A 12,633-nucleotide genomic window follows, 5' to 3' on the forward strand; every position below is an offset into this window, starting at 1 on the left:
GAAGGATACTGATTACGGCGTCAATGGAGCGGGTGATGGGAATCGAACCCACGTATTCAGCTTGGGAAGCTGAGGTTCTACCATTGAACTACACCCGCGTTGAATAGGAATTATACATGGCGTTGCAAGGCTGTCTCAGCATAGGCATATCACTATGCTAAAATAGTGTTTATGTCTGAAGCGATAACCATCAAGCTAAATGGCGAACAACGCCAGTTTTTATCTAGCGTTACGGTTGCTGATTTGCTGGCGCAGCTAGAGCTGGCCGGTCGTCGTGTTGCGGTTGAGGTGAATCTCGAAATTGTGCCGCGCAGTGGCTATGGTGAGTGTAGACTCAATACTGGTGACCGCGTTGAAGTTGTGCAGGCTATTGGTGGTGGTTAGTTAATGAAGAGGCGTTTATGTCAGCAGTAGCGGTGGTGAATCTGAAAAATCCTGACCAGGGTGACGATAGTCTTGTTATTGCGGGGGTTTCCTATCGGTCACGTTTGTTAGTGGGTACGGGTAAATATAAGGATTTCGCCCAGAGCAAGGCCGCCATTGAGGCCAGTGGCGCTGAGATTGTGACGGTGGCTATTCGTCGCAGCAATATTGGTCAAAACCCTGGTGAGCCGAATTTACTTGATATAATTACGCCGGATAAATACACGATTTTGCCGAATACAGCCGGTTGTTATACCGCAGAAGATGCTGTGCGCACTTGCCATTTGGCACGTGAATTATTAGATGGCCACGACCTGGTAAAACTTGAAGTGCTGGGCGATAAAAAAACCTTATTCCCTGATATTACGGCTACGCTGGAAGCGACTAAAGTACTGGTTAAGGATGGCTTCAAGGTGATGGTTTATACCAATGACGACCCCATTATCGCTAAACGTCTGGAAGAGATGGGTTGCGTTGCGGTGATGCCATTAGCAGCACCTATCGGCTCAGGCCTGGGTATACGAAACCCTTATAACATTAAGATCATTTTGGAAAATGCGTCCGTGCCTATTCTCGTCGATGCCGGGGTCGGTACTGCCTCAGATGCTGCTATTGCTATGGAGTTAGGCTGCGATGGTGTGTTAATGAATACCGCGATTGCGGCGGCTCAAGATCCGTTATTGATGGCGTCAGCGATGAGGAAAGGTGTGGAAGCGGGGCGAGAGGCTTATCTCGCTGGCCGCATGCCGCGTAAACTTTACGCTAATGCATCGTCCCCCATAGACGGTAGCTTTTTTTAGATAACAAGCTTGCCCTATCTCAATGAATGTCCCGATATATCTGAGGGCACGCAAAAACAAGAACCGCGTCGCTCTATCCGTAGCTACGTCCGTCGTAGTGGTCGTCTCACTGAGGGTCAAGCGCGCGCATTAGAATTGTTTTGGCCCCGTTTTGGCATTGAGCTTGACAATACTCAGCTTGATTACCAAAAATTGTTTGAGCGTAATGCGCCTACCTTTGTTGAAATCGGTTTTGGTATGGGTCAGTCTTTGGTCGAGATGGCTTTGCTGCGACCTCAGCATAACTTTATTGGTATTGAAGTTCATCAACCTGGTGTCGGTAGCCTGCTATGTCAGATCAAAGAATTTAATCTCGAGAATGTTCGTGTCATCAGCGCTGATGCAGTGAAGGTAATGAGCGCAATAATACCTTTAGCCTCTTTGGGTGGGGTTTATCTATTTTTCCCTGACCCTTGGCATAAAAGGCGACATCATAAGCGTCGTATCGTACAAACTACCTTTGTTGATATGATCGTTCAGCGCATAAAACCCAGTGGTATTTTTCATATGGCGACCGATTGGCAGAACTATGCGGAGCATATGCTGCGCATAGCTGAAGGCTGCGAACAGTTGTCAAATTTTGCTGGCAAAGGAAATTTTAATCCCGATACAGGTGGTCGCGTTGAAACCAAATTTGAGCGACGCGGCCTGCGCCTGGGTCATGGTATATGGGATCTTATTTTTGTTAGTAATATGTAAATGTATTGCAATGATAAATTGAGTACTCAAACGCTTAGAGCGAAAAAAAATAAAGGAAACCTACCCAGCTAAAATTAATTCCAATACCAGTCCAAGTCCAGAATGATTAATGATAATGTCTGCCTTCTCTTGTACGGCTGGCTTTGCATAATAGCCAACGCTTAACCCGGCTTTGTTCATCATTAATAAATCATTAGCACCATCACCCATGGCAATAGTTTGCCGTGGCGTGATAGCCAGGGTTTGGCAAAGCTCATCTAAATAGTCGGCTTTGGTTTGTGCGCCAACGATTTGGCCTAATACTTTACCGCTAAGTTTGTTATCGATGATTTCGAGTGTGTTGGCCTTGGTAAAATCCAGCGCATATTTGGCTTTGAGTTTTTCGGTGAAGAAGGTGAAGCCGCCGGAGACTAGGGCAAAAGGGATGGGTTTATTGTGCAGACCTTTCACCAAATCACTGGCGCCAGGGTTGAGTTGTAAGCGTTCGTTATAAACACGTTCGAGAGCACTGGTGTCGAGACCAGCAAGCAGAGCGACGCGTTGTTTAAGAGATGTTTCAAAATTAATATCACCACGCATAGCTGATTCGGTAATTTTGGAAATTTGTGGCTTGAGGTTGGCAAAATCGGCGATTTCGTCAATGCATTCAATAGCGATAAAGGTGGAGTCCATATCGCTGATAACTAGGCCGACAGTATTTGGGTCAAAAGACTCGGGGAGTTGATTGATATCAACATTAAGTTTTTGCCGTAAGGCAGTAAGTCTATTTTTAGGTAAATAATGACTGGCCTTGATAATAAGCAAGCCATCTTTATGTTGCAGTATTTCACTACCGATTTGATGGGTGACAGTTTTCATGGCGGAGTCGGTAAGGGGTCCGCTAACAACGATAGGGTGTGTGCTCATGTCAGGCCTATTTTTTAAGATTATTCAGGTAAAAATAATGCAGTGAGGTCGTTGAGAAAACGGTGACCGTGCTCGGTGGCTTGTAAGCGTGACTTATTATTTCCTAGGTTTTTTTCTAATAAGTCACGTTCTTGCGCCAGTTTAATTTTATCTTGAATAATCTCAATGTCGAGACCAGTGTGTTGCGCGAAGGTTTCGGTTTTGATGCCCTCGACAAGGCGCATACTATTGAGCATGAATTCAAAGGCGGCATTGTCAGGATCGATATCGTGATGTCCATCAATAAACTGTTGGGTCTTGACAGCGTCCATATAGCGCAAGGGGTTTCGTAGTTTGCAGCGGCGTTCGATACGTTGTTCTGGGCCAATGGTGATTTTTCCATGTGCCCCTGCGCCAATGCCAAGGTAGTCACCAAAGCTCCAGTAATTCATATTATGTCGGCTATATTTTTTGTTGCGTGCATAGGCCGATACTTCGTATTGTTTATAACCTACATTAGACAGGCGTTGTTGACACTGTTGCTGCATGTCCCAGCGAGCATCATCACTGGGTAGCATGGGTGGTTGTTTAGCAAAGGCGGTGTCAGGCTCTATAGTCAGTTGGTAATGTGAGATATGTTCGGGCGCAAAGTCGATAGCGGTATTCAGATCATTTAACGCTTGTGTGATACTTTGATTGGGTAAGCCGTACATTAAATCGAGATTGATTCTGTCAAAGCCTGCTTTTTGCGCAGTGGTGATGGCTTGCTTTGCCTGCTCGCTATCATGTATACGGCCGAGTGATGCGAGGTGTGCATCATTAAAACTTTGTATGCCAATGGATAAACGATTGATACCTGATTTACGGTAAGCAGAAAAGCGTTCTTGTTCTACCGTACCAGGGTTGGCTTCCATCGTGATTTCGGCATCACCGCGCAAGGGTAGACGTGCGCGAACACCAGCAAGCAATTGATCTATGGCCTCTGCACTGAACAGGCTGGGTGTGCCGCCACCGAGAAACAGGCTAACGACTTGTCGCCCCCACACTAAAGGCAGTTCGGTTTCAAGATCTGTCAGCAGAGCATCGATATAGCGTTTTTCGGGCAAATCATTTTTAAGCCCGTGTGAATTAAAATCACAATAGGGACATTTTTTGACACACCAGGGTAAATGTATATATAACGAAAGTGGTGGTGGTGAAGAAAACTGAAACACGTTAGGTTATGAGCTCACGATAGCGTTTAGAAAATAGACGCAAGGCCTGGCCGCGATGGCTGATTTGTGATTTTATTTCAGGGGCTAGTTGGGCTGAAGTGCAGTGATGGCTTGGCACATAAAACAAGGGGTCATAGCCAAAGCCATTTTCGCCTTGCGCTGTGCTGACAATGTGGCCTTGCCATGCACCAGTACAAATTAGCGGTGTTGGGTCGAGTTCGTGACGTAAATAAACAATGACGCAATAAAATCGTGCACAGTGTTGTGTCTGTAGATTCAGCTCAGGCTCTTCATTAGTTAGTGCTGTTAGCAGTTTTTTATTATTGTCTGCGTCGCTGGCATTGTCGCCAGCGTAACGTGCGGAATCAATTCCGGGTGCGCCGTTGAGGGCGTCGACCTCTAACCCAGAATCATCGGCTATTGCGGGCAAGCCAGAGATCTTGGCGGCATGACGTGCTTTGATGAGCGCATTTTCGACAAAGCTAAGGCCGTCTTCTGCGACTTCTTTAACGCCAATGCTGGTTTGTGTGATGACGGTAATATTGGCATTGATGTTGGCCAGAATGCTTTGAATTTCGGCAATCTTTTTAGCGTTATTGCTGGCCAGCACCAATCGTTTTTCTACCATAGTTATTCGGCCAAAGCCTTTTGTTGCAGTGTTATTAATTCGCCTATGCCTTTTTCTGCCAAGGCTAACATAGCATCGAGTTCGTCTTTGCGAAAGGCATGGCCTTCGGCGGTGCCTTGTATTTCGATGAAGGCGCCGGCTTCATTCATGACGACGTTCATGTCGGTTTCGGCATTAGAATCTTCGGCGTAATCAAGATCAAGCACAGGGATGCCTTGGTAGATGCCGACGGAAACTGAGGCGACACTACCGTGGATAGGGTTTTTCTTTAGCTTCATGGATTTTACGGCATCGACCAGCGCAACATAGGCGCCGGTGATAGAGGCGGTGCGGGTACCGCCATCGGCCTGGATCACGTCACAATCGATAGTGATGGAATTTTCGCCTAGTGCATCAAGGTCTATTGCAGCACGCAAGGACCGGCCAATCAAACGCTGGATTTCCATAGTGCGACCACCTTGCTTGCCGCTATTGGCTTCGCGGCGCATGCGCGAGCCAGTGGAGCGCGGTAGCATACCGTATTCAGCGGTTACCCAGCCTTGGCCTGAGCCTTTTAAAAATCTGGGCACGCGTGTTTCAACCGAAGCGGTACAGATCACTTTGGTATCGCCAAACTCTACCAGTACAGAACCTTCGGCATGCTTGGTATAGTTACGACTTAGTTTTACCGTGCGTAATTGATCGGGGGCTCGTCCGCTAGGGCGCATAGTATGACCTTCTTGATTGGCTAAAAGTGACGGATTATAGCGCCCGTACACCGTGCTGTCCTACCGGCGTTAAAATACATTGCTCAGATGATAAGACAAGGATAAATAATGATATACCTATCGCGGACAGGTTTTGCGCAAAAGAGTGCGTATGAGCGGCTTCCTGGCAAGGCGCAACGACGCGTAATATTGGTTATATTACAAGGAGTTGTAACGCAGCTAGGGAGTGGCTCATACGTGCGCTTTTTCGAGGAAACTTGTTCGTGATGGGTATCCGCAGTATGACCAGTTTTGCCAGTGTTCGGCGTCGCTTTGGAGACACTGAAATCGCTTGGGAGGTCAAGACAGTCAATCATCGTTATCTTGAGATTAGCCCGCGCCTGCCGCGTGATTGGGCTAATGTTGAGCCCGCTTTGCGTAAGCGTATCTCAGCCAAGCTCAATCGCGGTAAAGTCGATTGTAGCCTTAAGCTGGGGCACGCATTAGCAGGGGCAGCGTCATTACGTGTCGATAAGGCTGTATTGACTCAGCTTAATAAAGTCATGGACGAGGTGCAGTGTGAGATTCATGGCTTGGCGCAAGCCAATGTTATAGATGTATTGAATTGGACGGGTGTGTTGGCGAGGGAAGTTGAAGATGTCGATGGCCTAAAAAAGGCTGCGTTAGATGCCTTGGACGAGGCGCTGGATGAGCTTGCTGCCTATCGTCTGCGTGAAGGTGCGAGTTTAAAGGCGGTGATATTGTCACGTTGTGATGGCCTGGAAAAAGCGGCGGCTGAGGTGGCTAAAAAATTACCGCAGGTGCGTGAACACTGGCGTAATCGTTTGCTGGCTCGTATCGAAGAACTGGATGTTGAGGTAGACCCTGCTCGTGTCGAGCAGGAGCTATTATTTGCCGCGCAAAAAATGGATGTAGCAGAGGAATTAGATCGCCTAGCCATACATATTCAAGAGGTGAGGAGTACGTTGCAAAGTGATAAGAGCATTGGTCGGCGCCTCGACTTTTTGATGCAGGAGCTTAACCGCGAGACCAATACGCTGTCTGCTAAATCGGTGGACGGTGTGGTGACGCAGCTGACTGTCGATATGAAGGTATTTATTGAGCAGATGCGTGAGCAGGTACAAAATATTGAATAACTGTCGTGATGAGCGCAATGGAGTTGATCTCAGGAACCTCTGGTCTGTTCATGAGCTCGACTCTTGCACCTGAACCCGGTCAGATAAAGGGCAGCTTCTGCGTTGTGAATTTTCGCAATAGCCTGCTATTACGTGCGACTCATGCCTTGAATCTGAATATTTCAGCTACAATCTACTTCGTCCAGAATAAACCAGAGATTTCCTAATGAACAGGCTAAGGAGAGGAACCTTATTTGTGGTGTCGGCGCCATCGGGTGCGGGTAAGACATCGTTGGTCAAAGCGCTGGTTGCAAGCAGGCCAAATCTTAATGTGTCAGTCTCGCATACTACGCGTGTAGCGCGTCCTGGCGAAGTGGATGGGGTGGATTATCATTTTGTCTCACAAGCGCAGTTTATGGCCATAAAAGACGATAATGATTTTCTAGAGAATGCTAGTGTTTTCGACAATTATTACGGAACTTCACGTAATTTCGTTACAGCTAACCTGAAAAATTCCGCTAATGTGATGTTGGAAATCGATTGGCAGGGTGCGGCCCAGGTGAAGCAAAATATGCCTGAGGCCGTGAGTATTTTTATATTGCCGCCGTCGCTAGAGATTCTAGAGCAACGCTTACGTAAGCGCCGACAGGACAGCGAAGCGATTATTGCTCGTCGCCTACGCGATGCGCGCACGGATATTGAGCAGTGCAAAAACTTTGATTACATTGTAATGAACGATGATTTTGATACAGCGATAGTCGATATTAAGACCATTTTTCATGTGACTGATCTGCATCGTGATAAGCAGTTAGAGCAATACGGCCATTTATTCGGCTTAGACTGAATGCGCTGGATTGGCTCAAAGGTATGCTATAATTGACCGATTCGATTTTAGTTTTTTAGGAGAGAGAGTATGGCCCGAGTTACTGTAGAAGACTGTCTTGAGCACGTTGATAACCGTTTTGAATTGGTGCTGGTTGCCACCAAGCGTGCGCGTCAGTTGGAAATGGGTCAAGATGCTAAAGTTGAGTGGGAAAACGACAAGCCAACAGTGGTTGCTCTGCGTGAAATTGCCGAGGGTTTGACTACCGCAGCTATTCTGACCGAAGTCGCTAAGCCTGAGCCAGTGATTGAAATTACTGCTGAAGCTCTGGAAGGCGCGCTGCAATAATCACCAACAACAATCGATAGCAGGCTCCATAAAATATGGAGCGCGGCGTCACCAAGGTGATAGGGGGGGCAATAAAGGCAAGCTCTTCACTTCCGCCAATACCTGATGGCGGGCACCTCCTTGATACCTTACAAGCTCTTTTAGAAGAGTACCTACCTGAAGATCAAGTGGCAGTCGTTTATCGCGCCTGCCAGTTTGGTGCGCGTGTTCATCGAGACCAGCATCGGGCTTCGGGCGAACCCTACATTCATCATCCTTTAGCTGTTGCACGCATTCTTGCCGAAATGCGGCTTGACCATCACACCATTGCCGCCGCTATTCTGCATGACGTCATTGAAGATACCCCCGTTGACAAAGCAGAAATTGAAAGTGAGTTCGGTAGTGAGATCGCCGAACTGGTTGATGGCGTCACCAAGCTCACCCAGATCGAATTTGAAAATAAATTAGAGGCCGAAGCCGAAAATTTTCGTAAAATGATGTTGGCCATGGTGCGCGATATTCGCGTCATTATTATTAAATTGGCTGATCGTCTGCACAATATGCGTACGCTAGGTGCCTTGGCCAGTCATAAGCGCCGTCGCATTGCCAAAGAAACCTTAGAAATTTATGCGCCAATGGCCAATCGCCTGGGCATGAACCAATTCCGTATTGAGTTGCAAGACTTGGGGTTTCAGGCGCTTTATCCGCAGCGCTATCGAATTTTATCGGCAGCGATAAAACGTGCGCGCGGTAATCGAAAAGAAGTTATTGAAAAAATCAACAGATCGCTTGAGCAACGGCTATGGCAAGAAGGTTTGCAAGCTAAGGTCGAAGGCCGCGAAAAGCACTTGTACAGCATCTATCACAAGATGCGTATGAAACACTTATCATTCTCTGAAGTATTCGATGTCTATGCATTTCGTGTCATGCTCGATACGGTGGATGGTTGTTACCGAGCACTAGGTGTTATACATCATTTGTATAAACCCGTCAGCGGTCGCTTTAAAGACTATATCGCCATTCCCAAAGCGAATGGTTATCAATCGTTGCATACGGTGTTATTTGGTTCTTACGGTGTGCCCGTGGAAATTCAAATTCGAACCCATGATATGCACAAAGTGGCTGAGGCCGGTGTTGCTGCACACTGGCTATATAAAACATCTGATCTTAAAGCTAGCGGTACCACTGTCAGTATTCATGAATGGATGAGTGGCTTGTTAGAAATGCAGCAGCAAGCAGGTGATTCAGTCGAATTTCTTGAGAACGTCAAGATCGATTTATTCCCTGATGAAGTGTATGTTTTTACCCCTAAAGGAAAGATCATGCGTTTTCCGCGCGGTTCTACAGCGGTTGATTTTGCCTACGGTGTGCATACTGATGTCGGTGCTACTTGTGTTGCGGTAAAGCTTGATCGTCGCTTAGCCCCTTTGAGCACACCTTTAGTTAATGGGCAAACGGTAGAAATTATTACTGCGGCGAGCGCACACCCTAATGCTGTTTGGCTTAACTTTGTTGTGACGGCTAAGGCACGTAGCAAAATACGCCACTATTTAAAGAATTTACGTCGTGATGAGTCAGTAGAGTTAGGCCAGCGTTTGTTGGTGAAAGCACTCGATGTTTTTTCAATTAAGTTAGCGATGATTGATGATGAGGAGATGGCAGGTTTACTTGCTGATTTCAATCTTGACTCATTGGAAGCGCTTTATACCGAAGTGGGCCTGGGCAATCGCCCCCCCGTACTGGTTGCTAAACGTATGCGCGATCACCTCACTAGCGGCGATAAAACTAAAAAATGGCGTCGTTATGTGCCAAATTGGTTACGTCGCGAACGTACTTCCGGTGTGCCGCTAGCCATTAAAGGTACCGAGGGCATGGTCGTTAATTTTGGTAAATGTTGTCGGCCAATACCTGGTGACACGATATGTGCCTTATTAACATCTGGTCGCGGCATTGTTGTCCACCAAAGTGCGTGTAAAAATGCTTTGATGGGGCGTAAATCACCAGAGAAATTATTGGATGTGCAATGGCAGCAGGAGCCAGGTGCTGTGTTCCCTGTTGAGGTGGCGATTCGCGCGCGCAATCGTAGAGGCGTACTTGCCAATGTTGCTGCAGTATTTTCTGATATGGGTGCCAATATTGATAATATTAGCGTTGAAGACCGCGATGGCAAGTACAGTATGTTACATGTAACGGTCGATGTTCAAGACCGCCGCCATCTTGCCAATATCATGCGCAAAGTGAGAAGAGTGGATTCGGTAGCTAAGATTCAGCGTGACAAGCACGCTTGAGCTAGACAATCTTATTTATATCCCCGCTCTTCCTGGTTATTAATTTACTAATAATAATGGCCAACAAAATAATTAAGCCAAAAAAAATACTCAGAAAACTCAATGGCATAAAAAGACTTTCATGCAGAATCCCATCTTCATCGATAGTTTGATAAAAAATATTCTCTAATAAAAAGAATACGCATCCTATAAACAGCAATAAAATACTTGCAAAAATCGCTTTTCCTTTGTATTTAATATTCATATTTTTGCCATATAACGCCTGTATAACTTGTCGTAAATACAGAGTGTAGCAAAGCGAAACGGTGTATTTACGGTCGCATATTAATGCGATTGTTAGAAGTTTTTATTTGTGATCGGCTACATAATCTTTAAGAATGCTATCTATACGACCTTGCCAACCTTTGCCTTTAGCGCGAAAATAATCAGCGACCTCAGGGCTCACCCTGATACTAATTGGTATTTTTGTTGGTGATTTTTGTGTGCCTCTTTCTCCGACACCCTTCTTAATTTTTGCATATAGCGCAGGACTTGCCTCTGATAAGGGCTTAAATTTTTTGAGGTCATCAGCGGTTAATTCGCGAACTTCCCCATCTTTATCTATTAAGGGCTTCTTGCTCATATCGTTTTACCTCTCTATTATTTGCTTTTCGAAATGAAATAACACGGATACCATCTTTTGTTTCTGTGAAACAAACAACGTGAAGCCGTTTATCTAGCATGCTATAAGCAATAAAACGTATTTCGTTATACTCATTGCGTTCGTCTTCATAAATCCATGCGTTATCCCAATCTAAATCAGCAACTCGGTCAAAATTGAGGCCACGTAGTTCTATATTACGTTTATTTTTATTAGGATCGTATGAAAAACTCACAGTTTAATTGTACATACAAATAAGTTGTAGTCAAGCATTTATTGTCTATACAATTAAATTGATGATATTAGTGGTTTTTAACTTTTAACGACCAAGCTCACCGGCAATTTTGAAGCGTAGCGGAAAAATTGTCCGAGTGCAGCGCCTTGTTAGTTGCCGATTTCATGCTGTGCCTGATCATACGTGTCATATATTTTTTTTACTCTATCACTCATTTTCATACCGCCTTTTGTTGCTCTATCTGTCCAATAGTGTCCCTCTAAGCTGTATACAGGTGATCCATGAATCTCTAAAGCGAAAGAACCATGGTGTATCTCGCTTCGAACACCTTGCAATTCGATTTTTGGTTCATTTCGATAAACTGCGACTAATTTGAATAAATCATCATCTTCTTGTTGCTCAATACTATGAGCGACTAACACCGAGCGAGATTCTTTTGTCATTAGCCTTACACTTAAAAATGTCAAAGACTGCCTAATAACAGCGTAACCATAAATAGGATCAATAACCTCTCCAGTTTCGGGGTTGACCCAGCTACTTTTTAGCTCAACTTTCCATGTTCCTCTTAAATCTGGTCGTTTGACGTACCAGCCTTTAAATATTTTCCAAGACCACATGTACTTGTTAAATAGCGTTACGAATAATGTTATTACACCAACAACGGCACTAAATGGCTTAATAAAATCCGCACTTAGAACAGGCATTCCTTGCAGCCATAGAGCTAATAACCAAACTGCTATGGTAAGACCAATAAAAGAGGATATATGAAGTCTAGTTAGCATTATTCGTATCCTATGTAATTCCAAGCATCACTCAAAAACTTATGCGCGCTTTCCCTTGTCCAAGGCTGAGATGCTCTAAAAAGGTACTTTAACTCACTTACCTCGCCCCATCCTGAACATTTATCATCAGACAAGGTGTTATTGAATAGCTCTGCGAGTACTGCTCTCACCATTGGTTTAAATGTTTGATATTCAAAACAAGATGTTGAGGCATTAAATACTAAACATTCAATAAGAAAACTCGGAGCGTCTTTCGCAGATTGAATATCTTTGGACGCCATTTCGTTCGATAGCTTCTTTATTACACGAACTACCCTTTTATATCGTCTTGTGTTCGCATCATTTTTAGAAACACCATTTTGATAATGTTGCTCCGGCCAATTCTTAACGCTGGGAGACTGATAGTCATCAGGTATCATTTCAACACCTGTATGATGGTAGGTTGAAGTTACATATCTTCTGTGTTCGAAAAATACTGCAACATCTGATTCGACACGATATGTGTTAGCTTTAATATCAAATGCTTTGCTTCCACGCGTAACGGCCGTTTTTCCAAATCTTGCTACAAGCGCTTCTTCCAGCTCATTTTTAAAAGTTGCGTATTCATAAGTTGCGGGTATAAAACTTTTGGCAAGTTCCATTTTCACATTATCGTCGGGGTACTCAGGAAAATAAGTATCGGTGCAGAGAACACCTATATCTACATCGCTATCCTGTCTAACGTTTACCCTATTTCTGTAAGAACCCTGTGTGAATACTTTGATGTTTCGATTTTTTAACTTTTCGCTAGCCTGAATAGCCTTCCTAATTTGCCTTTCTGCATTTTCAGCACGTTCCTGCTCAGTTTTGCTCGGCCCTTGTGACCATGTTGTGAAAATTGATTCCCAGTCCCTGCTCATTATTTACTCCATACTTTGAAAGGCAACTAACGCTTTACATAAGGGGCGCGTGCTTTTTGCGCGTCCCAGTGAGCGATAGCGAACGATCTTGATGTTCTTGTTATGTTTTTTCGCATTATTTCGCCAAGC

Annotated in this window: 16 protein-coding genes and 1 tRNA gene; 7 read left to right on the forward strand and 10 right to left on the reverse strand. The window is 45.1% G+C overall.

The genetic code is table 11. The features are described from left to right. Positions 1 to 24: 24 nt before the first annotated feature. Positions 25 to 98: transfer RNA gene (locus JKY90_02790), tRNA-Gly, on the reverse strand. Between the two features lie 85 nt (positions 99 to 183). On the opposite strand from JKY90_02790, the gene thiS reads away from it, so the two are divergent. Genes thiS through trmB form a run of 3 tightly spaced genes read left to right on the forward strand, consistent with a single transcriptional unit; the run spans position 184 to position 1,961 of the window. Continuing rightward, positions 184 to 384 carry a sulfur carrier protein ThiS gene (thiS, locus tag JKY90_02795; GenBank protein ID MBL4851194.1) on the forward strand — a complete coding sequence of 67 codons (201 nt, stop codon included), beginning with the start codon at positions 184 to 186 and terminating at the stop codon, positions 382 to 384. A gap of 17 nt (positions 385 to 401) precedes the next feature. After that, positions 402 to 1,223, forward strand: coding sequence for a thiazole synthase (locus tag JKY90_02800; protein MBL4851195.1), 822 nt, complete (start codon positions 402 to 404; stop codon positions 1,221 to 1,223). 36 nt (positions 1,224 to 1,259) lie between these two features. After that, complete coding sequence (gene trmB, locus JKY90_02805) at positions 1,260 to 1,961, forward strand: tRNA (guanosine(46)-N7)-methyltransferase TrmB (GenBank protein ID MBL4851196.1); 702 nt, start codon at positions 1,260 to 1,262, stop codon at positions 1,959 to 1,961. A gap of 60 nt (positions 1,962 to 2,021) precedes the next feature. On the opposite strand, the gene serB is transcribed toward trmB, so the two are convergent. The 4 genes from serB to rph are packed head-to-tail and all read right to left on the reverse strand — an operon-like array spanning position 2,022 to position 5,395. Beyond that, a complete protein-coding gene (serB, locus tag JKY90_02810) occupies positions 2,022 to 2,867 on the reverse strand; it encodes a phosphoserine phosphatase SerB (protein ID MBL4851197.1) in 846 nt (281 codons plus the stop codon). 20 nt (positions 2,868 to 2,887) lie between these two features. Then, positions 2,888 to 4,060 (reverse strand): oxygen-independent coproporphyrinogen III oxidase-like protein, encoded by a 1,173-nt coding sequence (locus tag JKY90_02815; protein ID MBL4851198.1) that lies wholly within the window; start codon positions 4,058 to 4,060, stop codon positions 2,888 to 2,890. Between the two features lies 1 nt (position 4,061). After that, a complete protein-coding gene (rdgB, locus tag JKY90_02820; protein MBL4851199.1) occupies positions 4,062 to 4,688 on the reverse strand; it encodes an RdgB/HAM1 family non-canonical purine NTP pyrophosphatase in 627 nt (208 codons plus the stop codon). Between the two features lie 2 nt (positions 4,689 to 4,690). Further along, on the reverse strand, positions 4,691 to 5,395 hold the full coding sequence (gene rph / locus JKY90_02825; GenBank protein ID MBL4851200.1) for a ribonuclease PH: 705 nt from the start codon (positions 5,393 to 5,395) through the stop codon (positions 4,691 to 4,693). Between the two features lie 263 nt (positions 5,396 to 5,658). Between rph and JKY90_02830 the strand changes: the two genes are divergently transcribed. From JKY90_02830 to spoT, 4 genes are all read left to right on the forward strand, one after another. Further along, positions 5,659 to 6,531, forward strand: a complete 873-nt coding sequence (locus JKY90_02830) for a YicC family protein (protein MBL4851201.1) — start codon at positions 5,659 to 5,661, stop codon at positions 6,529 to 6,531. Between the two features lie 205 nt (positions 6,532 to 6,736). Beyond that, positions 6,737 to 7,354: a guanylate kinase gene (gmk, locus tag JKY90_02835; GenBank protein ID MBL4851202.1), complete on the forward strand. Its 618-nt coding sequence runs from the start codon at positions 6,737 to 6,739 to the stop codon at positions 7,352 to 7,354. Positions 7,355 to 7,423: 69 nt separating this feature from the next. After that, positions 7,424 to 7,681 carry a DNA-directed RNA polymerase subunit omega gene (rpoZ, locus tag JKY90_02840; GenBank protein MBL4851203.1) on the forward strand — a complete coding sequence of 86 codons (258 nt, stop codon included), beginning with the start codon at positions 7,424 to 7,426 and terminating at the stop codon, positions 7,679 to 7,681. 35 nt (positions 7,682 to 7,716) lie between these two features. Continuing rightward, a complete protein-coding gene (gene spoT, locus JKY90_02845) occupies positions 7,717 to 9,948 on the forward strand; it encodes a bifunctional GTP diphosphokinase/guanosine-3',5'-bis pyrophosphate 3'-pyrophosphohydrolase (GenBank protein MBL4851204.1) in 2,232 nt (743 codons plus the stop codon). A 1-nt stretch (position 9,949) separates the two neighbouring features. Here the strand turns inward: spoT and JKY90_02850 are convergent, their stop codons facing one another. The 5 genes from JKY90_02850 to JKY90_02870 form a co-directional block, all read right to left on the reverse strand. Further along, complete coding sequence (locus JKY90_02850; GenBank protein MBL4851205.1) at positions 9,950 to 10,192, reverse strand: DUF3955 domain-containing protein; 243 nt, start codon at positions 10,190 to 10,192, stop codon at positions 9,950 to 9,952. Between the two features lie 102 nt (positions 10,193 to 10,294). Continuing rightward, a complete protein-coding gene (locus tag JKY90_02855; GenBank protein ID MBL4851206.1) occupies positions 10,295 to 10,570 on the reverse strand; it encodes a BrnA antitoxin family protein in 276 nt (91 codons plus the stop codon). Beyond that, positions 10,545 to 10,823 carry a BrnT family toxin gene (locus tag JKY90_02860; GenBank protein MBL4851207.1) on the reverse strand — a complete coding sequence of 93 codons (279 nt, stop codon included), beginning with the start codon at positions 10,821 to 10,823 and terminating at the stop codon, positions 10,545 to 10,547. The genes JKY90_02855 and JKY90_02860 overlap by 26 nt, the downstream gene beginning before the upstream one ends. A 149-nt stretch (positions 10,824 to 10,972) precedes the next feature. Continuing rightward, positions 10,973 to 11,605 (reverse strand): hypothetical protein, encoded by a 633-nt coding sequence (locus tag JKY90_02865; GenBank protein ID MBL4851208.1) that lies wholly within the window; start codon positions 11,603 to 11,605, stop codon positions 10,973 to 10,975. Continuing rightward, complete coding sequence (locus JKY90_02870; protein ID MBL4851209.1) at positions 11,605 to 12,504, reverse strand: nucleotidyltransferase; 900 nt, start codon at positions 12,502 to 12,504, stop codon at positions 11,605 to 11,607. Before JKY90_02870 ends, JKY90_02865 begins: the two co-directional genes overlap by 1 nt. Positions 12,505 to 12,633: the final 129 nt, after the last annotated feature.

The organism is Gammaproteobacteria bacterium (genome assembly GCA_016765075.1).
Lineage (GTDB): Bacteria > Pseudomonadota > Gammaproteobacteria.

Bases quoted from the DNA above. Each gene is read 5' to 3' on its own strand.
- JKY90_02800 (MBL4851195.1), top strand. From the start codon at position 402: ATGTCAGCAGTAGCGGTGGTGAATCTGAAAAATCCTGACCAGGGTGAC.
- serB (MBL4851197.1), bottom strand. From the start codon at position 2,867: ATGAGCACACACCCTATCGTTGTTAGCGGACCCCTTACCGACTCCGCC.
- rdgB (MBL4851199.1), bottom strand. From the start codon at position 4,688: ATGGTAGAAAAACGATTGGTGCTGGCCAGCAATAACGCTAAAAAGATT.
- rph (MBL4851200.1), bottom strand. From the start codon at position 5,395: ATGCGCCCTAGCGGACGAGCCCCCGATCAATTACGCACGGTAAAACTA.
- gmk (MBL4851202.1), top strand. From the start codon at position 6,737: ATGAACAGGCTAAGGAGAGGAACCTTATTTGTGGTGTCGGCGCCATCG.
- rpoZ (MBL4851203.1), top strand. From the start codon at position 7,424: ATGGCCCGAGTTACTGTAGAAGACTGTCTTGAGCACGTTGATAACCGT.
- spoT (MBL4851204.1), top strand. From the start codon at position 7,717: ATGGAGCGCGGCGTCACCAAGGTGATAGGGGGGGCAATAAAGGCAAGC.
- JKY90_02850 (MBL4851205.1), bottom strand. From the start codon at position 10,192: ATGAATATTAAATACAAAGGAAAAGCGATTTTTGCAAGTATTTTATTG.
- JKY90_02855 (MBL4851206.1), bottom strand. From the start codon at position 10,570: ATGAGCAAGAAGCCCTTAATAGATAAAGATGGGGAAGTTCGCGAATTA.
- JKY90_02865 (MBL4851208.1), bottom strand. From the start codon at position 11,605: ATGCTAACTAGACTTCATATATCCTCTTTTATTGGTCTTACCATAGCA.
- JKY90_02870 (MBL4851209.1), bottom strand. From the start codon at position 12,504: ATGAGCAGGGACTGGGAATCAATTTTCACAACATGGTCACAAGGGCCG.